22 protein-coding genes are annotated in these 21,709 nt (G+C 65.0%); 12 read left to right on the forward strand and 10 right to left on the reverse strand.

Annotated features, from left to right (window positions below):
- Window positions 1–126: 126 nt before the first annotated feature.
- The 9 genes from B5G43_RS02665 to pyrE form a co-directional block, all read right to left on the reverse strand.
- On the reverse strand, window positions 127–1,533 hold the full coding sequence (locus tag B5G43_RS02665; RefSeq protein WP_087258835.1) for a copper amine oxidase N-terminal domain-containing protein: 1,407 nt from the start codon (window positions 1,531–1,533) through the stop codon (window positions 127–129).
- A gap of 107 nt (window positions 1,534–1,640) precedes the next feature.
- Window positions 1,641–2,618 (reverse strand): Gfo/Idh/MocA family oxidoreductase, encoded by a 978-nt coding sequence (locus B5G43_RS02670; RefSeq protein ID WP_343214378.1) that lies wholly within the window; start codon window positions 2,616–2,618, stop codon window positions 1,641–1,643.
- A 12-nt stretch (window positions 2,619–2,630) separates the two neighbouring features.
- Entirely contained in the window at window positions 2,631–2,846 is a 216-nt protein-coding gene (locus tag B5G43_RS02675; protein WP_087258837.1) for a hypothetical protein, read from the reverse strand.
- Window positions 2,847–2,875: 29 nt separating this feature from the next.
- Window positions 2,876–5,707: an excinuclease ABC subunit UvrA gene (gene uvrA, locus B5G43_RS02680; RefSeq protein ID WP_087258839.1), complete on the reverse strand. Its 2,832-nt coding sequence runs from the start codon at window positions 5,705–5,707 to the stop codon at window positions 2,876–2,878.
- Between the two features lie 24 nt (window positions 5,708–5,731).
- Window positions 5,732–6,511, reverse strand: a complete 780-nt coding sequence (locus B5G43_RS02685; protein WP_087258842.1) for a hypothetical protein — start codon at window positions 6,509–6,511, stop codon at window positions 5,732–5,734.
- Between the two features lie 34 nt (window positions 6,512–6,545).
- Window positions 6,546–6,803: a hypothetical protein gene (locus B5G43_RS02690; RefSeq protein WP_087258844.1), complete on the reverse strand. Its 258-nt coding sequence runs from the start codon at window positions 6,801–6,803 to the stop codon at window positions 6,546–6,548.
- Window positions 6,804–6,838: 35 nt separating this feature from the next.
- Window positions 6,839–8,806, reverse strand: a complete 1,968-nt coding sequence (gene uvrB / locus B5G43_RS02695; RefSeq protein ID WP_087258846.1) for an excinuclease ABC subunit UvrB — start codon at window positions 8,804–8,806, stop codon at window positions 6,839–6,841.
- Window positions 8,807–8,923: 117 nt separating this feature from the next.
- Window positions 8,924–9,601, reverse strand: coding sequence for a DNA repair protein RadC (radC, locus tag B5G43_RS02700; protein ID WP_087258848.1), 678 nt, complete (start codon window positions 9,599–9,601; stop codon window positions 8,924–8,926).
- A 12-nt stretch (window positions 9,602–9,613) separates the two neighbouring features.
- Window positions 9,614–10,288, reverse strand: a complete 675-nt coding sequence (pyrE, locus tag B5G43_RS02705) for an orotate phosphoribosyltransferase (protein ID WP_087258850.1) — start codon at window positions 10,286–10,288, stop codon at window positions 9,614–9,616.
- Window positions 10,289–10,458: 170 nt separating this feature from the next.
- Here pyrE and B5G43_RS02710 point away from each other — a divergent pair, with 170 nt between their 5' ends.
- Together B5G43_RS02710 and B5G43_RS02715 are read left to right on the forward strand one after the other, a co-directional pair.
- Window positions 10,459–11,562 carry a glycosyltransferase gene (locus tag B5G43_RS02710; protein WP_087258852.1) on the forward strand — a complete coding sequence of 368 codons (1,104 nt, stop codon included), beginning with the start codon at window positions 10,459–10,461 and terminating at the stop codon, window positions 11,560–11,562.
- A 9-nt stretch (window positions 11,563–11,571) separates the two neighbouring features.
- Window positions 11,572–13,104, forward strand: a complete 1,533-nt coding sequence (locus tag B5G43_RS02715; protein WP_087258854.1) for an O-antigen ligase family protein — start codon at window positions 11,572–11,574, stop codon at window positions 13,102–13,104.
- A 69-nt stretch (window positions 13,105–13,173) separates the two neighbouring features.
- Here the strand turns inward: B5G43_RS02715 and cysK are convergent, their stop codons facing one another.
- Window positions 13,174–14,094 carry a cysteine synthase A gene (gene cysK / locus B5G43_RS02720; RefSeq protein ID WP_087258856.1) on the reverse strand — a complete coding sequence of 307 codons (921 nt, stop codon included), beginning with the start codon at window positions 14,092–14,094 and terminating at the stop codon, window positions 13,174–13,176.
- Window positions 14,095–14,239: 145 nt separating this feature from the next.
- On the opposite strand from cysK, the gene B5G43_RS02725 reads away from it, so the two are divergent.
- The 10 genes from B5G43_RS02725 to B5G43_RS02770 all read left to right on the forward strand — a co-directional run bounded on the left by B5G43_RS02725 (window position 14,240) and on the right by B5G43_RS02770 (window position 21,708).
- Window positions 14,240–15,325, forward strand: a complete 1,086-nt coding sequence (locus B5G43_RS02725) for an AAA family ATPase (protein WP_158097338.1) — start codon at window positions 14,240–14,242, stop codon at window positions 15,323–15,325.
- A gap of 134 nt (window positions 15,326–15,459) precedes the next feature.
- Window positions 15,460–15,780 (forward strand): hypothetical protein, encoded by a 321-nt coding sequence (locus B5G43_RS02730; protein ID WP_087258858.1) that lies wholly within the window; start codon window positions 15,460–15,462, stop codon window positions 15,778–15,780.
- Window positions 15,770–17,023 carry a PBSX family phage terminase large subunit gene (locus B5G43_RS02735; protein ID WP_087258860.1) on the forward strand — a complete coding sequence of 418 codons (1,254 nt, stop codon included), beginning with the start codon at window positions 15,770–15,772 and terminating at the stop codon, window positions 17,021–17,023. The genes B5G43_RS02730 and B5G43_RS02735 overlap by 11 nt, the downstream gene beginning before the upstream one ends.
- Window positions 17,024–17,040: 17 nt before the next feature.
- On the forward strand, window positions 17,041–18,198 hold the full coding sequence (locus B5G43_RS02740; RefSeq protein WP_087258862.1) for a serine/threonine protein phosphatase: 1,158 nt from the start codon (window positions 17,041–17,043) through the stop codon (window positions 18,196–18,198).
- Window positions 18,195–19,118 carry a hypothetical protein gene (locus B5G43_RS02745; protein ID WP_087258865.1) on the forward strand — a complete coding sequence of 308 codons (924 nt, stop codon included), beginning with the start codon at window positions 18,195–18,197 and terminating at the stop codon, window positions 19,116–19,118. The genes B5G43_RS02740 and B5G43_RS02745 overlap by 4 nt, the downstream gene beginning before the upstream one ends.
- Window positions 19,119–19,136: 18 nt before the next feature.
- The gene (locus B5G43_RS02750; RefSeq protein ID WP_087258867.1) at window positions 19,137–19,472 is read left to right on the forward strand and encodes a hypothetical protein; all 336 of its coding nucleotides are present in this window, start codon (window positions 19,137–19,139) and stop codon (window positions 19,470–19,472) included.
- Window positions 19,473–19,490: 18 nt separating this feature from the next.
- Entirely contained in the window at window positions 19,491–20,528 is a 1,038-nt protein-coding gene (locus tag B5G43_RS02755; protein WP_087258869.1) for a phage major capsid protein, read from the forward strand.
- A gap of 3 nt (window positions 20,529–20,531) precedes the next feature.
- Complete coding sequence (locus B5G43_RS02760) at window positions 20,532–20,873, forward strand: hypothetical protein (RefSeq protein WP_242960429.1); 342 nt, start codon at window positions 20,532–20,534, stop codon at window positions 20,871–20,873.
- Window positions 20,870–21,205, forward strand: coding sequence for a hypothetical protein (locus B5G43_RS02765; protein ID WP_087258872.1), 336 nt, complete (start codon window positions 20,870–20,872; stop codon window positions 21,203–21,205). Before B5G43_RS02760 ends, B5G43_RS02765 begins: the two co-directional genes overlap by 4 nt.
- Entirely contained in the window at window positions 21,202–21,708 is a 507-nt protein-coding gene (locus B5G43_RS02770) for a hypothetical protein (protein ID WP_087258874.1), read from the forward strand. Before B5G43_RS02765 ends, B5G43_RS02770 begins: the two co-directional genes overlap by 4 nt.
- Window position 21,709 lies beyond the last annotated feature (1 nt).

The raw sequence follows: 21,709 nt of genomic DNA on the forward strand, positions 1-21,709 counted from the left end.
CGACCAGAGCCGGTGTCGTCGAGCTTCATTGTATCATATTTGGCGGGAAGAAAACAGGGCGTTTTCAAGTTCCTGCGAAAAAGGCCCCCCGCCGCAGCGGGGGGCCAAAGTTCAGTCGCGCGGTGCTTACGGGGTCACGGTCAGCATGCTGTCCAGGGGAGTGGCGGTGACGCCGGAGGGCAGGCCGGTCTCGGGAGCCTTGTCGGTGGCCTTGTAGCCCAGGTCCATCTTCATGGTCAGGCTCATCATGCCGGTGATGTCCATGGACATGTCGATGGTGCTCTTGGTGCTGTCGGCGTAGACCTTGGCGGTGGTGGCCATGGCGAAGCCCTCAGCGGAGGCGGACATGTTCATGTCCATCTGCATGGAGACGATGTCGTCGCCCTTCTGGGTGAGGACGGTGGTGTAGGTGACGCTCCCCGCGTCGCCCTCGTTCAGGGTGTAGGTGGCGGTGTAGGTGTCGCCCTTCTGGGTGAAGGAGGCGTCGCCGAACATGCTCGCATAGAGGTCGGCGCTGGTCTTCAGGGTCTGATAGCCCAGGTCCTTGTCATTGAGGGGAATGGAGGCCAGGGTGGAGTACAGGGTGTCCTCCAGCTTCAGGTCCTTGGACATGGACACCAGGGAGGCCAGATCCATGCCGCTCTGCTTCAGCAGGGCGTTCATATCCATGGAGTACCAGCCGCTGCCGCCGTTGGCCTGGGCCAGAACGGGGGCGTAGATGTAATACATGCCGGTGTTCAGATCCATGCGGACCTCCAGCTCAGTCTTGGCCAGGGCGTCCTTCAGGGCCTTCATCTGCTCGGCGGTCATGGCGGCGGGGTCGCCGGCGGCCAGGGAGGCCAGGTCGGAGAGGTCCAGCTCCATGGCCATCTGGGCGGCGGTCTGGCTGCTGACGCCGGTGACGGTGCCGTCCACGTTGACCTTCAGGTCCTCAGCGGCGCCGATCAGGTCCTTGTTCACGGTCATGTCCAGGGACAGGGTGCCGTCGGTGGCCTGGTTCTTCTCGGCCTGCACCTCGTACAGATAGGAGATGTAGTTGTCCATCTTGGTGAAGGTGGTGTCGCCCATCAGCTTGTCCACGTCCACGATGATGACGGTCTGGTCGTCCTGGTCCCAGCCCACGTTGCAGCCGAAGGCCTCGGCGGCGAAGCGGACGGGCACATAGGTCCGCCAGCTGGCGCTGTCCACATAGGGGGCCACGTCCATGGTGATGGTCTTGGTGTTCTCACCCTCGGTCAGGGTGGCGGTGGTGGAGCCGATGGTCATGCGGAGGGTCTGGTCTCCACGGGTAGCGGTGATGTTGTTGCCCTCGTTGGAGACCTGGACGCCCATGGCCTCAAAGACCGCCCGGAAGGGCAGGAAGGTGCGGTTGTCCTTGGCCACGGGAGCGGCGTCGGTGAAGGCGACATTCTGGCCGTCCAGCTGCACCGCAATACCGCTGGTATTTTCGGCGGCCAGAGCAGGAGCGGTGAGGGCGGCGGTCAGGACCGCGGCGGTGCCCAGAGCACCCAGACGTTTACCGATGGAATTCATACAGATTCCTCCTTTGCGTTCTATGTGCCTTCATGATAAACCATCTACCGGGTGAAATGTCAATGATTTTGGGGATCATTTAAGAAAAAATTAAGGAAAGTGACAAATTATTCGGCCTCGAAGGGGTAGCGCACGCCCCATTGCGCCCGCAGGGCATCCATGCGCTCCATCATGCGGATGGTCTCGCTGTGGGGCATTTCGGCGCACTCCAGGGCCCCGATCTCCAGCGCGTGCTGGCAGGCCAGGACCTCGTACTCGTAGCCGGTGATCTGCTGGGGGACCTTCATCTCCCGCACCAACTGCCGCTTTTCGTCAAAGACGGCCAGACGGTCGATGTTGTTGATGTTGTAGGCGATGAGATAGCCCTTGGTGCCGTAGATGATGCCGTACTGCTCGGTGGGGGCGTACATCCCCGCGTGGAGGGTGGCCAGCACGCCGCCGGGGTAGCGCAGGACGATGGTTTCCTGGCCGTCCACACCGGTGGGGTGCTTGACGCACACGGAGGTCATTTCCTCTACATCATCCCCCAGCACCATGCTGGCGAAGTTCAGGGGGTAAATGCCCACGTCCAGCAGCGCGCCGCCCGCCAGCTCCGGCTTCACCAGGCGCTCCTTGTGGGTCATGGCGTAGCCCAGGTTGGCGGTCAGGCCGGTGATCTCCCCCAGCTCGCCGCTGGCGAGGATGGCGTCGATGATCTTCCGGGAGGGCATGTACCGGGTCCAGATGGCCTCGGTAAGGAAGATCTTGCGCTCCTCGGCCCGGGCGATCAGTTCCCGGGCCTGGGCAGCGTTGGCGGTAAAGGCCTTCTCGCACAGCACCGGCTTGCCGTGGTCCAGACAGAGCAGGCCGTGTTCCAGGTGGTGGGAGTGGGGAGTGGCGATGTACACCAAGTCCACCTTGGGGTCGGTGAGCATCTCCTCATAGGAGCCGTAGGCCCGCTCCACCCCGTAGTCCCGGGCGAAGGCCTCGGCCCGGGCCTTGTCCCGGGAGGCCACCGCCCAGGCGCAGGCCTCGTCCATCGCGCCCAGGGTCTTTGCCATGGTGCCGGCGATGTGGCCGGCACCCAGAATTCCAACGTGCAGCATGGGAAACGCCTCCTATTCTTCTTTGGTACGGCCGGGGAAGGTGCCGTCCAGGGTCAGGTCCAGATCCAATTCCCGGCCCAGCAGCTCGCACACCAGCCGGGACACCGACATCCCACGGGCCGCCGCCGCGGCCTTGATGGCCTCTTTGTGCTGTGCGGGCACGGAGACCGAAAAGGTATAATAATTTTTCTGGCGGTATTTGTTCACCGCGTTCTGCGAGGTCGCCACAGCACCGCCTCCAGGTGTCTAAAATGCAATTAGGGGCGCTCCAGCATCTTTTTCAGGTACTGGCCGGTGTAGCTCTCCGGACAGGCGGCCACTTCTTCCGGAGTTCCGGTGATGACAATGGAACCGCCGCCGTCGCCACCCTCGGGGCCCAGGTCGATGATGTGGTCGGCGGTCTTGATCACATCCAGATTGTGCTCGATGACCACCACCGTGTTGCCCACGTCTACCAGCTTTTGCAGCACCTCCAGCAGCTTGTGCACGTCGGCGGTGTGCAGGCCCGTGGTGGGCTCGTCCAGGATATAGATGGTCTTGCCGGTGGAGCGCTTGGAGAGCTCGGTGGCCAGCTTCACCCGCTGGGCCTCGCCGCCCGAGAGGGTGGTGGAGGGCTGGCCCAGCTTCACATAGCCCAGGCCCACCTCGTAGAGGGTCTGGACCTTGTTGTAGAGCTTGGGCAGGTTCTCAAAGAAGCCCAGGGCCTCCTCCACTGTCATCTCCAGCACCTCGTGGATGTTCTTGCCCTTGTAGCGTACCTCCAGGGTCTCCCGGTTGTACCGCTTGCCCTTACAGACCTCGCAGGGCACATAGATGTCGGGCAGGAAGTGCATTTCGATCTTCAAAAGGCCGTCGCCGGAGCAGGCCTCACACCGGCCGCCCCGCACATTGAAGGAGAACCGGCCCGGCCCGTAGCCACGGGCCTTGGCGTCCTGGGTGGAGGCAAAGAGCTCCCGGATGTCGTTGAAGAGCCCGGTGTAGGTGGCGGGGTTGGAGCGGGGGGTGCGGCCAATGGGGGACTGGTCGATGGCGATCACCTTGTCCAGAAATTCCTCGCCCTCGATGCCGGCGTGCTTGCCCGCCCGGGTTTTGGCCCGATTCAGGTCTGCGGCCAGGCGCTTATACAGAATCTCGTTGACCAGGGAGGACTTTCCGCTGCCCGAGACGCCGGTGACGCAGGTGAAGGTGCCCAGGGGGATGGACACGTCCACGTTCCGGAGGTTGTTCTCTGCCGCGCCCCGGATGGTGAGGAAATTGCCGTTGCCGCTCCGGCGCTCGGTGGGGACGGGGATCTTCTTTCGGCCGGAGAGGTAGTCGCCGGTGATGGAGCCGGGGGTGTTCATGACCTCCTCGGCGGTGCCCGCCGCCACCACCTGGCCGCCGTGGACGCCCGCCCCGGGGCCGATGTCCACGATATAGTCGGCCGCGCGCATGGTGTCCTCGTCGTGCTCCACCACCAGAAGGGTGTTGCCCAGGTCCCGCAGGTGCTTCATGGTGTCCAGGAGCATGTCGTTGTCCCGCTGGTGCAGGCCGATGGAGGGCTCGTCCAGGATATAGAGCACCCCCATCAGGGAGGAGCCGATCTGGGTGGCCAGGCGGATGCGCTGGCTCTCGCCGCCGGAGAGGGTGGCCGCCGAGCGGGAGAGGGTCAGATACTGGAGCCCCACGCTCTGCAAAAAGCCCAGGCGGGATTTGATTTCCCGCAAAATGCGGTCGGCGATGCGCATTTTCTGCTCGGAGAGCTCCAGATGCTCCACAAAGTCCAGAGCGTCGGTGACCGACTTGTGACAGAAGGTGTCGATGTCGATGCCGCCCACCGTGACGGCCAGGGCCTCTTTCCGCAGACGGCGGCCGCCGCAGTCGGGACAGGGGCAGTCGCTCATGCACTCCTCCAGATCCCGGCGGGCCGCGTCAGACTGGGTCTCTTTGTACCGCCGCTCCAGGTTGTTGCAGATGCCCTCAAAGGGCTGCATAAGGGTGCCCTTGCCGTTTTCCCGCTCATAGGTGAGCTTCAGCTTTTCACCCTTGGTGCCGTAGAGGATGACGTCCAGCACCTCGGGGGGCAGGTCCTTTACCGGGGTGGTGAGCTTGAATTTGTACTGTTTGGCCAGGGCGTCGAAGTACATCCGGGAAATGCCGTCGCTCTTGATGTTGTTCCAGCCGGTGGCGGTGATGGCCCCCTCCAGGATGGAGAGGTCCTTGTTGGGGATGATGAGGTCGGGGTCCACCTTCTGCTGGAAGCCCAGGCCGGTGCAGGTGGAGCAGGCGCCGTAGGGGTTGTTGAAGGAGAACATGCGGGGCGATAACTCTTCGATGGAGATGCCGCAGTCCTCGCAGGCGTAGTTCTGGGAGAAGAGGATGTCCCGGTCCTCGCCCACGATGTTGATGACCACCAGGCCGCCCGCCAGGTTGGAGGCCACCTCCACGCTGTCGGTGAGGCGGCGGGCGATATCCGGCTTGATGACCAGGCGGTCCACCACGATCTCGATGGAGTGCTTCTTGTTCTTGTCCAGCTCGATGCTCTCGGTCAGGTCGTAGAGGGACCCGTCTACCCGGCAGCGCACATAGCCCGACTTCCGGGCGTCCTCCAGCAGCTTCTGGTGGGTGCCCTTCTTGCCCCGCACCACCGGGGCCATGACCTGGATGCGGGTGGCCTCGGGCAGCTCCAGCACCTGGTCGATGATCTGGTCGATGGTCTGCTGCTGGATCTCCTTGCCGCACTTGGGGCAGTGGGGGGTGCCCACCCGGGCCCACAGAAGGCGCAGATAGTCATAGATCTCGGTGACCGTGCCCACGGTGGAGCGGGGGTTCTTGCTGGTGGTCTTTTGGTCGATGGAGATGGCGGGGGAGAGACCGTCGATGTAGTCCACATCGGGCTTCTCCATCTGGCCCAGGAACATGCGGGCGTAGGAGGAGAGGGACTCCACATACCGCCGCTGTCCCTCGGCGTAGATGGTGTCAAAGGCCAGGGAGGACTTGCCGCTGCCCGAGAGACCGGTGAGCACCACCAGCTTGTCCCGGGGGATGTCCACATCGATGTTTTTCAGATTGTTTTCCCTTGCGCCTTTGACAAAAATATGGTCGAGCATAGCATGGACTCCTTCATGGAAAAATCAGGTCAGTACGGTGAGGCCCACAATGTAAACGAGGATGGCAGCTACGGTCAGCACCACCCAGCCCGCATGGCGGGTGAAGAGCTCCCAGTCGCTGGGCTCGGCCCGCTCGGGGTGGCGGATCTGGAAGCGCAGGTCGAAGTGGAAGAGCTCGTCGGCAAAGAGGATGGCGACGGCATTGAGCGCCACCAGGAAGGTGCCGCCCAGGTAGGCCATCCCGTCGCCCCGGTGCACCAGGACGGGGGAGGACGTGAGGTTCAGCACATCGGCGGCGTCCGGCTCGGAAGAGGGGGTGATGGGCTGGCCGTCGGCGCTGTATTGCCGCTCGTCTCCGCCGTAGGAGATGGTGATGGTGGGGGCGATCTGGTTGCCGTCCTCGTCCACCAGAATGTCAAAGCCGCTGCCCGTATACCAGCCGCCCCGGAACAGGATTTCCCCGTCCCGCCGGACCTCCACGCCGGTGAGGACGTCACTCATGTCGTGGTCCTTCGGCACGGCGGAGGGGTCTTCCGTGACGGTATAGGTGACGGGAATGCTGTCGCCGGACTGGAACACCAGAGTTTTGTCCGGGGAGGCGGTGAAGGTGACCGGTACGCCGTCCACCTTGCCGGAGTAGACGGCGTTCTCCCCCTCCGCGCGGTACCGGAGGAAGCTGTCCCGGTAGGAGATGCCCTCCATCCGGGCGAAGATGGGGTAGAGGACCGAGCAGACCACCAGGAATATGGCCTGTAAAATCAGCAGGAACTGCTGAAAACGGCTGAGGTTCTTCCAGCGCGCCATGAAGAACGCCTCCTTTCCGGTCAGAGGGGACCGCTCAGCGACGGCGGCGGCGCGGCCGGGGCTGGCGGTTCAGCCACAGCCGCAGGCCCAGACCCACGGCAAAGAGCACCGCGCCCACCACCGCGTCCACCTGGCCGGCCCGGAGCCAGCCCAGCGCGGCGGCCTGCTGCTCCACCGAGGCGGTGTCGCCGGGGTCGGAGGAGAGCACTGCTGCAAACAGGATGCCCAGCAGCAAGAGAAGGATACCCGAAGTGATGGCGGTGGCACAGACGATCTCCAGTCGCTTTTTCATACAAACACGCCCTTTCTCTTTCGGTGTGTGGGGGCTCAGGACTGCCCCCGGAGCTCGATGATGCGGTCGCGGAGGACGGCGGCGTACTCGAATTCGAGGCGGGAACTGGCCTCCTTCATCTCCTTTTCCAGCTTGCGGATGGCGGCCTCCCGCTCGGCCTTGGTCATCTTGCCCTGGCGCTTGTTCTCCCGGTCCTGCTTCTCCTCCTCGGAGAGACGGATGAGCTCCCGCACCGACTTGATGACCGTCTTGGGCACGATGCCGTGCTCCTGGTTGAAAGCGTCCTGCTTGGCCCGGCGGCGCTCGGTCTCGTCGATGGCCCGGCGCATGGACGGGGTGATGGTGTCGGCGTACATAATGACGAGACCCTCGGCGTTGCGGGCCGCCCGGCCGATGGTCTGGATGAGGGAGGTCTCCGAGCGGAGAAAGCCCTCCTTGTCGGCGTCCAGAATGGCCACAAGAGACACTTCGGGAAGGTCCAGACCTTCCCGCAGCAGGTTGATGCCCACCAGCACGTCGAAGGCGCCCATGCGCAGGTCGCGGATGATCTCCATGCGCTCCATGGTGTCGATGTCGTGGTGCATATACCGCACCCGGATGCCCGCGCCTTGGAGGTAGGTGGTCAGGTCCTCCGCCATCTTCTTGGTGAGGGTGGTGACCAGCACCCGCTCCTTCCGGGCGGTGCGCTCGTGGATCTCTCCGATGAGGTCGTCGATCTGGCCCTCCACCGGGCGGACCTCGATGCGGGGGTCCAGCAGGCCCGTGGGCCGGATGACCTGCTCCACGATCTGGCCGGACCGGGTGCGCTCGTACTCGCCGGGGGTGGCCGAGACGTAGATCACCTGGTTAACTCTCTGTTCAAATTCCTCGAATTTCAACGGACGGTTATCAAATGCGCAGGGGAGCCGGAAGCCGTAGTCCACCAGCGTGGTCTTGCGGGCCCGGTCGCCGTTGTACATGGCCCGCACCTGGGGGAGAGTGACGTGGCTCTCGTCGATGAAGAGAACGAAGTCTTTCGGGAAGTAGTCCAGCAGGGTGTGGGGGGGCGTGCCGGGGGCCCGGCCCTCGATGACCCGGGAGTAGTTCTCGATGCCGGAGCAGTAGCCCAGCTCCTGCATCATCTCCACGTCGTACAGCACCCGCTGCTTGAGGCGCTGGGCCTCCACCAGCTTGCCCTCCTGCTCGAAGAAGGCCACCCGCTCCTCCAGCTCCTTGTAGATCTCCCCGATGGCGGCGTCCATCTTCTCCTTGGGGGTGACATAGTGGGTGGCGGGCCAGATGGGCACATGGGTCAGGTGGCGGACGGGTGCGCCGGTGACAGCGTTGACCTCGGTGATGCGGTCGATCTCGTCCCCGAAGAACTCCACCCGGATGGCCGCGTCCTTCCAGTAGGCGGGGAAGATCTCCACCGTGTCGCCCCGGACCCGGAACATGTTGCGCTCAAAGGCGATGTCGTTGCGCTCGTAGCGGATCTCCACCAGGCGCTTCAGGAGCTCGTCCCGCTCCATGGTGGCCCCCACCCGGAGAGAGACCATCATCTTGGCGAAATCCTCCGGCTCGCCCAGGCCGTAGATGCAGGACACCGAGGACACCACGATCACGTCCCGCCGCTCCAGGAGGGCGCAGGTGGCGGAGAGGCGCAGGCGGTCGATCTCCTCATTGGTGGCGGCGTCCTTTTCAATATAGGTGTCCGTGTGGGGGATATAGGCCTCGGGCTGGTAGTAGTCGTAGTAGGAGACGAAATACTCCACCGCGTTGTGGGGGAAAAACTCCTTGAACTCCGAGCACAGCTGGGCGGCCAGGGTCTTGTTATGGGCCAGCACCAGGGTGGGGCGCTGGATGCGCTCGATGGTCTTGGCCATGGTGAAGGTCTTGCCCGAGCCGGTGACGCCCAGCAGGGTCTGCTCCTGAAGCCCCATCTCCACGCCGCGGGCCAGGGCCTCGATGGCCTGGGGCTGATCACCAGCGGGCTGATAGTCGGAAACCACCTGAAATTCGGGCATGATCTCCCTCCTTGGACAAAATTTGTGGGGAAAAGCAGCGCGGGGCGACGTGCACCCACATCCCCCCGCGGCTGAGGCACGTCCATTGTATCAGAACGCGCGTTCTATTGCAAGTATTTACATGGACGCGAAGAAGCCGCTCTCCCGGAGGGAGACCGCGTCGTCGTCGCTGAAAATGAGGTGGTCCAGCAGCTCGATCCCCAGCTGCCGCAGCACCTCATAGAGGTGCCGGGTGGTGACCTTGTCCTCCGGCGAGGGAAAGGCCAGACCGGAGACGTGGTTGTGGGCCAAAATCAGATTGGTGGCGTTGAGGGAGAGGGCGGCCTCCACGATGAGGCGGGTGGTGACCTCCACGGCGTTCACGTTGCCCTCGGCCACCTGGCGCACCCCCAGCACCTTCCGCTTGCCGTCCATGCACAGCACCGCCACCCGCTCGTTCCGCGCCCCGAAAAAGCAGGGCCGCAGCAGGTCACAGGCCACCGCCGTCCGGTCCACGATGTCCTCCAGGCTGGAGCGGGCGGCCAGATACCGCCTGCCCAGCTCCTTGACGCACTTGAGGAGCACCGCGGCGTGGTCCCCCACGCCCTTCACTTTACACAGCTCCTCCGGCGTGGCGTCCAGCACCCCGGCCAGAGAGCCGAAGCGCTCCATCAAATCGTGGGCCAGGGGGTTGGTGTCGCTGCGGGGGTTGGCGTAGAAGAGGAGCAGCTCCAGCACCTTGTGGTCGGGAAAGGAGTCCGGCCGGGCCAGAAACTCCGTTTTCAGCCGCTGGCGGTGTCCGTCGTGGATGCCCATGGCAGGCCCTCCTTACTTCCGGGCGCCGTACTCCTTCAGATACGCCTCCATCTTGCCCTTCATCTCGTCGTCAATATACACCTTGCCGTCGATCTCACGGTTGTGGAGGAAGGAAATGATCTCCTTCACGGTGACGATAGGGTAGACGGCGATGCCGTAGTCCTCCCGCAGCTCGTCCAGGGTGGAGCAGTCCTTGGTGCCCCGCTCCATGCGGTCCACGGAGACGATGAGGGCCTTCATGTGCACGTCAGCCACGTGCTTGAAGAGCTCGATGGTCTCGCGCACGGCGGTGCCGGCGGTGACCACGTCCTCCACGATGACCACGTCGTCCCCGGCCTGGGGCTTGTAGCCCACCATGGAGCCGCCCTCACCGTGGTCCTTGACCTCCTTGCGGTTGAAGCAGTAGGGCAGGTCCCGCTCGTAGTTGCGGTACAGGGAGGCGGCGGCGGTGACGGCCAGAGGGATGCCCTTGTAGGCGGGCCCGAAGAGGCAGGTCACGCCGTCGGGCAGGTTCTCCTGGATGCAGGCGGCGTAGTAGTCGCCCAGCTTGGCGGCCTGAGCGCCGGTCTTGTAGTTGCCGGTGTTGATGAAGTAGGGGGTCTTGCGGCCGGACTTGGTGGTGAAGTCGCCGAAGGTCAGCACGCCGGAGCGCACCATAAAGGTGATGAATTCTTCTTTGTAAGTCATGGAACTCGCCCTCTCTATCCAAATATTCAGTATATTATACCACCGAAACACCTCCCTTACAAGAGGGGGAAGGAATGGGGAAGAAAGAGTGGACAAACGGCGGCGGGGACGGTACAATAAGAGGACGGACCCTGTTGTCCTAAAATAGAAGGAAAAGGAGGGCGCTTTCCATGATGAAGGTGCTCTATCTGCTCAACCACGCCGGCAAGGCGGGGACCGAGCGCTATGTGGAGACCCTGGTGCGCTACCTGAACCACACCCGAGTGGAGGCCTACTTCGCCTACAATGAGGCAGGGCTGCTGGTGGAGCGGCTGGAGGAGCTGGGCGTGCCCTGCCGCCGCATCGAGATGCGCCGCCGCTTCGACTTCCACGCCGCCAAAGAGCTGGCCAATCTGTGCCGGGAGTGGAAGATCGACCTGGTCCACTGCCACTACCTGCGGGAGCACTACACGGCCCTGCTGGCCAAGAAGTACCTGCCCGACCTGAAAGTGGTCTATACGAACCACTTCGTCCTGGAGAACGACGCCATCACCCGGATCTCCAACCGCTGGATGGACAAGCGGCAGGACTGGATGATCGCCGTGTGCAACAAGGGCAAGGAACAGCTCATCGCCAACGGCTGGAGCGGGGACCGCATCCAGGTGGTGTTCAATGCGGTCGACCTGGCCGCATGGGCCGGCGACCGGAGCAGCTCCACCCTGCGGCAGGAGCTGGGATTGCCGGATGACCGCTTTGTCATGCTCTGCGCCTCCCGCTTCGCCCACGACAAGGGCCACAAGTACCTCATCGACTCGGTGCGCCGCCTGAAGGACATCACCGATGTGCCCTTTACCCTGGTGCTGGCCGGAGACGGCCCGCTGCTGGAGCCCTCCAAGGAGCAGGTGAAGGAGCTGGGGCTGGAGGACTGCGTCACCTTCATCGGCTTCCGCAAGGACATCAAGAACCTCTACAAGGGCTCCGACCTCTATGTGAACTCCTCCGAGCACGAGGCCCTGTCCTTCCTCATCATTGAGGCCATGGCCGCCGGACTGCCCGTCATCGCCACCGATATGGGCGGCAACTCCGACATCGTCAACGACGAGGCCGGCTGCGGCCTGCTGGTGAAGTACGACGACCCGGTGTCCATGTCCGACGCCATGAAGCGCCTGATGGAGAATCCGGACTTCCTGGTGCAGTGCCGCCACGGCGCCCTGCGCACCATCGAGGAGAAATTCGAGATCCACAAGTGGGTGGAGCAGACCTACGGGGTCTATCAAAAAGCCATCAACAGATAGGAGATACCCATGTCAGTTGCAGAAAACAGTCTATTTCTGGGCTCCCTCCTCCGCATCTGGGTCGTGCTGACCCAGGCCTGGAGCGAGAGCGCCGTGGGGCGCTTCTTCGGGCGCATCGGCCGCGCGATCTGCGGCTGGGCGGAGGTGAGCCCGCTGTGCCAGTTCCTGTGGCGGGACGGCGTGCTGGTGCGCGCCTGGCCCAAGAGCCTCATCTGTACCATCTTTACCGCGCTGCTGAACCTGCCCTGCGCCATTGCCCGGTGGATCTACCGCCTGGGGAAGGGCGTGTGGGACGGCAGCCTCGTGTTCCGCTTCGTCACCACCATGGGCGGGGCCTCCTGGCTCTTCCTGGGGCTTCTGATGGCCGTGATGATGCTGGTGCCCCACGACTACTGGAACAACCTCTACGGCCTCGTCGGTGCGGTGGGGGTGTGTGGCCTCTTCATCCTCGGCAGCGCCAACCACACCAAGATGCGGGTGGAAGGGGAGCGCGTGGGCCCCTATATGATCTTCTACCTCATCTGCATCGGCTGCGCGCTGGCGGCGAGCATCTCTACCCGCCTGTCCCTGCGCTTCTTCGCCTTCCATGTGACCGCCGTGCTGCTGGTGCTGCTGGCGGTGAGCGCCATCAAGAGCGTGGACGATCTGCGCCGGGTGGTGGCCCTGGCCGTGGCCGGTCTGGCTGTGGCCTCCCTCTACGGCTGCTACCAGAGCTATGTGGGCGTGGAGATCGTGGCCTCCCAGCAGGACCTGACCCTCAACTACGGCATGCCGGGCCGGGTCTACTCCTTCTTTGATAACCCCAACAACTTCGCCGAGATCCTGGCCATGCTCCTGCCTCTGAATCTGGCCCTTCTGCTGATCTGTAAGACGTGGAGGGGACGCTTCTGGTCCCTGGTGTCCCTGGCGCTGGGCGTGGCCGCCATCGGCTTTACCTACGGCCGGGCCAGCTGGATCGGCCTGGCGGTGGCTATCCTGGTGTTCCTGGCCCTGGAGAACTGGCGTCTGGTGCCCGCCATGTTGGTACTGGGGATCTGCGCCATCCCCTTCCTGCCCGAGACCATCTACAACCGCATCCTCACCATCGGCAATATGAAGGACAGCTCCACTGCCTACCGGTTCTATATTTTCGACGCCACCTTTACGCTGCTGAAGGACTACTGGCACCGGGGCGTGGGCCTGGGCAGCGACGTGCTCCACGAGATGTTCACCGGCTACCCCGCCATGCCCGACGGCTCCTTCCCCATCCACACCCACAACAACTATTTACAGATGTGGTGTGAGACCGGCATCGTGGGCCTGGTAACCTACCTGGGCGTTATCCTCTACGGCCTTAAGCGGGGCGTGAAGGCCTTCTACCAGGGCACCAACCGGCAGGTGCGGCATCTACTAGCCGCTGCCGTGGGCGCCTTCTGCGGCATCCATGTCATTTCCCTGGCCGAGTACACCTGGTTCTATCCCCGCAATATGTTCACCTATTGGTTCCTCTTCGGCCTGATCCTGGCCTGCGTCAAGCTGGTCCGGGAGCCGGAGCGGCAGTAACCTTACGGAAACGGCAAAGGACCCCTGTTTTCCATGTGGAAAACAGGGGTCCTTTTTGCGGAAATGGACTTACTCCGCCTGGAATACGCCGGTGGAGAGGTAGCGCTCGCCCGTGTCGGGGAGGACGGTCACGATGGTCTTGCCCGCAAATTCGGGGCGCTTGGCCAGCTCCCCGGCCGCCCAGGCCGCCGCGCCGGAGGAGATGCCGGAGAGGAGGCCCTCCTTCCGGGCCAGGGTGCGCACCATGGCCTTGGCCTGCTCCGTGGGGACCGGGAGCACCTCGTCCACCACCGAGCGGTCCAGCACGCCGGGCACGAAGCCCGCGCCGATGCCCTGGATGCCGTGGGGGCCTGCCGCCTTCCCGGAGAGGACGGCCGACTCGGCCGGCTCCACTGCCACCACATAGACGTTGGGGTTCTGCTCCTTCAGATAGCGACCCGCGCCGGTGATGGTGCCGCCGGAGCCCACGCCCGCCACCAGCACGTCCACCTTGCCGTCAGTGTCCGCCCAGATCTCGGGACCCGTGGTCTCATAGTGGGCTTTGGCGTTGGCGGGGTTGTTGAACTGGTCGGGCATCCAGGCCCCGGGCAGGGTGTTCAGAAGCTCCTGGGCCTTGGCGATGGCGCCGGACATGCCCTTGGCCCCCTCGGTGAGGACCAGCTCCGCCCCCAGGGCGGAGAGCAGGTTCCGACGCTCCAGGCTCATGGTCTCCGGCATGGTGAGGATCACCTTATAACCCCGCAGGGCCGCCACATAGCTCAGCCCCACGCCGGTGTTGCCGCTGGTGGGTTCCACGATGACCCCGCCGGGCTTCAAGGCCCCACGCTCCTCGGCGTCCAGCACCATGTACCAGGCCGCGCGGTCCTTGGCGGAGGACAGCGGGTTCATGCACTCCAGCTTGCCCAGAACATGAGTCCCGGGCAGGGCGCGCTCCAGCGCCAGGAGCGGCGTATGGCCGATGAGATCGGTCAGGGTGTGGGCGATTTGCATGGAAAGGACCTCCTTGTGTTGGGATATCGGGTTTAGTATAACATGTATATCCTAGGATTTCAATAGGAAAATAAGAGGGCCCGCACCCGCGCTCCCGCCAGGGCATATGGTGAATTGTAACAATCTTCGGATGGGAGGGTCTTTCATGTCCGAACAACCAAAGGTCCGCTTCTTTCTGGGAGCCAACTCCCCGGCGGGCTTTTATTCGCTGTACGATCAGCTCATGGACCGGGACCGGGCCGAGCGCTATTTCCTCCTAAAGGGCGGACCCGGATGCGGCAAGTCCACCCTCATGCGCCGGGTGGCCCAGCGGCTGGAGGAGGCCGGGGCCCGGGTGGAGTACATCGCCTGCTCCGGGGACCCGGGGTCCCTGGATGCGGTTTATTTCCCGGAGCTCCGCTCCGCCATCGTGGACGCCACCGCCCCCCATGTGGTGGAGCCGGTGTGCCCCGGCGCGGTGGACCGGTACATCAACCTGGGGGCCTGCTACGACAGCGCCGCCCTGCGGCCCATCCGGCGGGAGCTGGAGGGGGTTATGGAGGGCTATGGCGCCTGCCACAAGCGGGCGCGGCGGTGTCTGGCCGCCGTGGCGGAGCTGCGCTCCGGGGCACGCGAGCTCCTCCTCACCCCCGAGGTGGAGGAGAAGCTGGACCGGCGGGCCCGGGGCATCCTGGCCCGGGAGTGCCGGAAAACCGGCCAGGAGCCCGGGAGCGCCCGGCAGCGCTTCCTCAACGCCGTGACCTGCCAGGGGGTGCTGTGCGAGTTCGGTACCGTGGACGCCCTGTGTTCCCGGGTCTATGAGCTGTGGGACCACTACGGTCTGGCCCACACCCTGCTGGAGCGGCTGGCCGCCGGGGCCATGGCGGCGGGGTACGATGTCATCCCCTGCCCCGACCCCTTGGAGCCCGGGCGGATGCTCCACCTGCTCATCCCCGGGCTGTCCCTGGCCTTTGTCACCAGCTGCAGTGACCTCCCGTGGAACGGCAAGCGGCCCTACCGGCGGCTGCGGCTGGACAACATGGCCGACAGCGACACCCTCCGCCGCTGCCGGGGGCGGCTGCGCTTCGAGCGGAAGGTGGAGGGGGCCCTGCTGGAGGAGGCGGTGGCCGCTCTGGCCCGGGCCAAGGAGAAGCACGACGCCCTGGAGGCCCTCTACAACCCCCATGTGGATTTCCAGCGGGTGGAGGAGACCGCCCAGGCCATCGCCGGGGAGCTGCTGGAGGCCCTTTAGAATGGAAGAAACCGGAAGAGCTGCGGGGGCGGCCCTTCCGGTTTTTCTTTTTTTTAAAAAGTTTTACCCAAAGTTGCACGGAAATGTGCAACTTTTCCCCGTTGGGGCCCAGGGGTGAAACGAGGTGGTGCGAGATGGAACAAGCGCGGCGGGACCGGAGGGCGGTCCTGCGGCAGCTGCGGCGGATGCTGCGCAGCAAGCCCAACGACGCGGTGAAGCTGGCCTTTCTGGACAAGAACGAGACCGACGCTGTGGACGGGCTGGACCTGACGCTGCTCTCCGAATTCAAGCGCAGCTCCTCCGGCGTGGCGGAGGTGAAGCTCTGGGACCGACTGAAGATCCTGGAGCTGCTGGACCGGCTCTCCGCGCCGGAGGGCGGGGAACACGCCGGGGCGGAGCTCCTCTATCAGGCGCTGGAGCAGCGGGCGGAACGGGAGGAGGTCCATGATCCCTAAAGTCTTTTCGGACAAGCAGGGGACCGTGCTTACCTGGTGGTGCCGCGGTTCGCCCTGGCACGACCGGGAGGCCATCATCTGCGACGGCGCGGTGCGCAGCGGAAAGACCTTGTGCTGCGGGCTCTCCTTCTTCTGCTGGGCCATGGGGAATTTTACGGGGCGAAACTTCGGCCTGTGCGGCAAGACCGCCGGGGCCCTGCGGCGCAACCTCCTGGGGGAGCTGCTGCCCCTCCTGAAAGAGCTGGGGTTCCACTGCACCGAGCGGGTGAGCAAGGGGCAGTTGATTGTCTCCTTCGGGGAACGGCGGAACACCTTCTACCTCTTCGGCGGACGGGACGAGGGGAGCGCCGCCCTCATCCAGGGTATCACCCTGGCGGGGGTGCTGCTGGACGAGGTGGCGCTGATGCCACGTTCTTTCGTGGAGCAGGCCTGCGCCCGGTGCAGCGTGGAGGGGAGCCGCCTATGGTTCAACTGTAACCCCGAGGGGCCGGAGCACTGGTTCTACAAGGAGTGGGTCCAGAAGCGGGAGGAGCGGAACGTTTTATACCTCCACTTCACCATGGAGGACAACCCCGCCCTGTCCCCCGCCGTCATCGCCCGCTACGCCCGGTATTACAGCGGCACCTTTTACCGCCGCTTTGTGCTGGGGGAGTGGGTGGCCGCCGAGGGAGTCATCTACGACTTCTTCGACGAGAGCTATGTGCGCCAGGCGCCGGATGGACTGGAGGAGTGGGTCATCTCCTGCGACTACGGTACCGTTAACCCCGCGTCCTTCGGGCTGTGGGGGCGGAAGGGGGACATCTGGTACCGGGTGAACGAATTTTACTACGATTCCCGCCGGGAGGGGCGGCAAAAGACCGACCGGGAGTACGCCGACGACCTGGCCAAACTGGCCGGCGGGCGGAAGATCCAAAAGGTGGTAGTGGACCCCTCTGCTGCCAGCTTCATTGAGGTGCTGCGCCGCAGCGGCTGGCGGGTGGTGCGGGCCGACAACCAGGTGCTGGAGGGCATCCGCATCACTGCCCGGCTGCTGAAAGAGGGGAAAATCGTCATCTGCCCGCCCTGCCGGGACGCCATCCGGGAGTTCTCCCTCTACTGCTGGGACACCCGGGCCCCCGGCGACAAGGTGCGCAAGGAGCACGACCACGCCATGGACGACATCCGCTACTTCGCCGTCAACGTGGCCGCGGGGAAGCGGGAGAGCCCTCTGGCCGCCGCGACAGTGGCCCGGCGGGCCTTTTGAGAGAGGAGGAAGATCATTTGGGCTGGTTACGCAAAAGACCGGCAAAAACCGGGGCGGCGGTCCAGCTCCGGGACGGGGGTCGGCACCCCTTCGGGCTGCTGGAGCGCTACACGCCCCTCCACGGCGGAGAGATCCGCCTGTATCGGACCATCCGGGAGGCCGTCCCCATCGTGGATGCCGCCATTCTGAAGCTGGTGCGCCTGACCGGAGGCGTGTCCGCGGTGCCCAGAGACAAGCGGGCCGGGGAAGAACTGGCTGAGTTCCTGCGCACGGTGGACACGGGACGGGGCCAGCGGGGCATCCAGTCCTTCCTGGACAGCTATGTGGACTCCCTGCTCACCTGCGGGCAGGCGGTGGGGGAGATGGTGCTGGACCGGAAGAGGCAGGAGTTTACCGCCCTGCTGTGCGGCAATGTGGAGCACATCGAGGTACAGGAGGGGGATTCCCCCATGGACTTTGCCCTGTGCCGGAGAGAGGCGGGGGGACAGGCGACCCGCCTTCCCAGGCAGGACCTGTTGCTCTTCACTCCCTTCCAGCCGGAGGCGGAGCACCCCTACGGCGTGTCCCTGCTGCGGTCCATGCCCTTCCTCACCGGGATTTTGCTCAACATCTATCAGGCGGTGGGGATGAACTGGGAGCGGATGGGCAACGTTCGCTTCGCCGTGGTGTGCAAGCCCGACAGCGACGGGCTCTATGCTCAGGAGCGCAGCGAGCAGCTGGCCCGGGAGTGGGCCTCCGCCATGGAAGCCACCAAGGACGGCTCGGTGCGGGACTTTGTAGCAGTAGGCGACGTGGAGATCAAGGTCATCGGCGCGGACAACCAGATCTTGGACAGCGAGGTGCCGGTGCGGCAGATCCTGGAGCAGCTGGTGGCCCGCACCGGTATCCCGCCCTTTTTGCTGGGCCTATCCTGGTCCTCCACCGAGCGGATGAGCACCCAGCAGGCCGACCTCCTCACCACCGAGATCACCGCCATCCGGCGCTCCCTGGAGCCAGTGGTGGAGCGGGTGTGTGAGATGTGGCTGCGGCTCCACGGCTACGACCACCACGTCACGGTGGAGTGGGCCGATATCAATTTGCAGGACCTGGTGGAAGAGGCCAAGGCCGAGCTCTACCACGAGCAGGCTGAGGCTCTGCGCCGGGAAGGTGAAGCGGAACAGGAGGATGCGAGTTGAACATCATCAAAGAAGCCGGCGTGGGCGCTGCAGGGACCGTCAACGCGGAGGATCTGGCCCTCATTCACGCCCAGAGCCGGAAGGAGCTGACCGCCGAGGAGGTCTTTACCTTCTGCGTCAAGCTCTGCGACAACGAGGTGGACCGGGACTGCGAGCGCTTCCCCGAGGCCACCCTGCGGGAGCTGGCTCCCCTCTTCGTGGGCAAGAGCGGCGTTTTCGACCACCGCTGGAGCGCCCGGGAGCAGATCGGGCGCATCTACCGCACCGAGCTGGTGCGGGAGGAGCAGAACACCACCGCCGCAGGAGACCCCTATTGCTACCTCAAGGGCTGGGTATACATGGTGCGTACCGACAGCAACCGGGACCTCATCGCCGAGATCGAGGGCGGCATCAAGCGGGAGGTATCGGTGGGGTGCAGCGTGGTGCGCTCCGTTTGCTCCATCTGCGGCGAGGACATCCACGACCGCAGCCGCTGCGCCCATGAGAAGGGCCGGACCTACAACGGCAAGCTCTGCTGGGCGGAGCTCCTGGACGCCACCGACGCCTATGAGTGGTCCTTCGTGGCGGTCCCCGCCCAGAAGGAGGCGGGGGTCATCAAGGGCTATCGCAGCCTCCACGCCCTGGCCCGGCAGGAGCCCGGGTGCCGGGCAGAGCTGGAGGAGCTGGAGCGGGAGGCCCGGGTGGGCCGCCGCTACCTGGAGGGCCTGCGGAAAACGGTGGTGCGGCTGGGCGGACTGGCCGAGCCCGCTCTGGACGCCCCCACCCTGGAGCGCATCACGGAGCGCCTGGAGGAGCGGGAGCTGGAGGCCCTCAAGAGCGCCTATGAGGAGCGCCTGGAGGGGCTCTATCCCCCTGGCACCCAGCTGCGCTACGGCGGCGCGGAAGCGCCGGAGCACGGCGACGATATGTTCCGCATTTAACAAGACGGGAGGATGGACATGAAAAAAGAAGTTTCCTTTGACGGCATCGGTCAGGTGACCGCCACCTTTACCGCCCAGGACGGCGTGGAGGTGGGTATGCCCGTGAAGATCGCCGCCAATGGCGAGGTGGCCCCCTGCGCCGCCAGTGACCCCCTGAACGCCGTGGCGGTGGCGGTGAAGAACGGCTGCGCCGCTGTGCAGGTGGCGGGCTTTGTCCGCTGCAAGGCTACCGGCCTCAGCGTGGGCACCGTGAAGCTCTCCGCCGACGGCAGCGGCGGCGTGAAGCAGGACGAGGGCGGCAGCCCCTTCCTGGTGGTCGAGACTGACAGTGAGAGCGCCACCGTGCTGCTCTAAACGAGAGGAGAGGATCAGATGAGCTATTCCTTTGACAATCTGCGCCTGGAAAAGGGCATGTACCACGAGACCGGCCGCTCCTTCACCCAGGTGCTGGAGCGGGAGGACCCCTCCGAGTGCTACAAGGGCACCAGCCTGGAGGGCCTGGACGCCTTCCAGCGGCAGCTCAAGCGCTTCGACATCAAGGTGAAGGGCGCGGGCAGCGACGTGGTGGAGAAGTTCTTCGCCACCGCCCAGTCCGCCGTCCTCTTCCCCGAGTACGTCTCCCGGTCGGTGCGCCAGGGCATGGATGAGGCCAACCTCCTGCCCTACATCACCGCCGCCACCACCCGCTTCGACGGCATGGACTACCGCTCCATCGCCTCGGTCCCCGAGGAGGAGCAGAAGGAGCTGCGCCATGTGGCCGAGGGCGCGGCCATCCCTGAGACCCAGGTGCGCAGCCAGAACAACCTGGTGCGCCTGCACAAGCGGGGCCGTCTGCTGGTGGCCCCCTATGAGGCCATCCGCTATCAGAAGCTGGACCTCTTCTCGGTGACCCTGCGGCAGATCGGCGCCCACATCAACCGGATGCACCTGGAGGACGCCATCGACGTGCTCATCCACGGCGACGGCAACGAGAATCCCGCCGAGGAGTTCACCGTGGGCAGCGAGCCCATCGGCGGCAGCGCCGGTACCCTTACCTACGACGACCTGGTGGACTTCTGGGCCCAGTTCGACCCCTATGAGATGAACACCCTCCTGGTGTCCGGCGACGTGATGCGCCAGATGCTCAAGATGACCGAGCTGCAGAATCCCCTGACCGGCCTCAACTTCCAGGGTACCGGCACCCTGGACACCCCCCTGGGCGCCAAGCTGCTGCGGACCTCCGCCCTGGAGGCGGGCACCCTCATCGGCCTGGACCGCCGGTATGCCCTGGAGATGGTGCAGGGCTCCGACGTGCTGGTGGAGTACGACAAGCTCATCGACCGCCAGCTGGAGCGGGCCGCCATCACCTCCATCTCCGGCTTTGCCAAGCTCTTTGTCCCCGCGGGCAAGGTGCTGCGCCTGGGGGAATGAGCCGTGGAGGACTGCCTGAGCCTGGCCAAGGTGCTGGGGGATGTGCCGGAGAGCGACTGGCCCAAGCTGGAGATCCTCTGTGAGGCTGCTCTTACCGAACTGCGCCGCCGCCTCCGCCCCGGCGTCACCGAGGCTGATTGCGGCGAGGCCCTGCCGCTGGCCGGGGCCTTTCTGGCCCTGGCCGGGCTGGAGGAGGGGGGCGAGGTGGAACGATTCTCCGCCGGAGACCTCACGATCCAGAGCAGCAGCAGCGGTAAGAGCGCTGACTTCCGCCGGCAGGCCGAGCGGGTGATGGCCCCCTGGCTCAACGACGGCGGGTTCGTATTCCGGGGGGTGAGGGGATGAGCCGGGCCCTTCTGGGTACCATGCTGCGCCGCTACGGCCAGAGCGTGACGGTCACAGACCGCGACGGCGGGCAGACGGACACCCGGGCCTTTGTACAGCCCATTCTGGAGCGGGGTGAGACGGATCTCCAGATCCATCCCACCCCGCTGGGCACCCGGCGGGGGGACCGCTACCTCTATCTGGGGGCGGCGGAGGTCCCCCTCCGGGCGGGTGACCGGGTAGAGGGCCTGGGGCTCACCTTCCGGGTCCAGACCGCCCAGGCGATCCCGGTGGGGGACGAACTCTCCCACTGGTGGGCCATTCTGCGGGTGAAGGGGGAGAAGGAGCCGTGAGCGGACTGGAGCATGTGCGGGACTATCTGGCCGAGTATCTCAGCGGTCAGGGCGTGAACGCCGTTACTGCCTGGTCGGACCGGCCCAGGAGCGAGACGGACGGCGCGGTGTGCGCGGTGTCCCTGCGCAAGGGGCAGGCCGTTGGGGTGGGCTTCTGCGACTACCTGGGGGAGCGGTACGACACCAAGCGGGGGCGCTGGGTGGAGTTCTACGGCAAGCGGGTGCGGCTCACCTTTGGGCTGGATTTGTACGCCCCGGCGGGTGCGGAGGTGGGAGAGCGCGCCATCCGCGCCGCCTTCGACACCCTGGCCGGAGCCCTTCAGGGCGGCGGACCGTCCGGGCTGAAGCTGGAGGAGTTTTCCTGCGGCGAGACGGAATTTCTGGAGACGGAGGGGCGCTACCGCTGCCCCGTGGAGGCGGTCTATCAGGCCTTCCTCTATGCGGTGGCCGACGAGGGCGGCTCCTTCTTGGACTTTGAGGTGAAGGGAGTTATGCAGCTTTGAG

The organism is Flavonifractor sp. An92 (assembly GCF_002159175.1).
Classification (GTDB): domain Bacteria; phylum Bacillota; class Clostridia; order Oscillospirales; family Oscillospiraceae; genus Pseudoflavonifractor_A.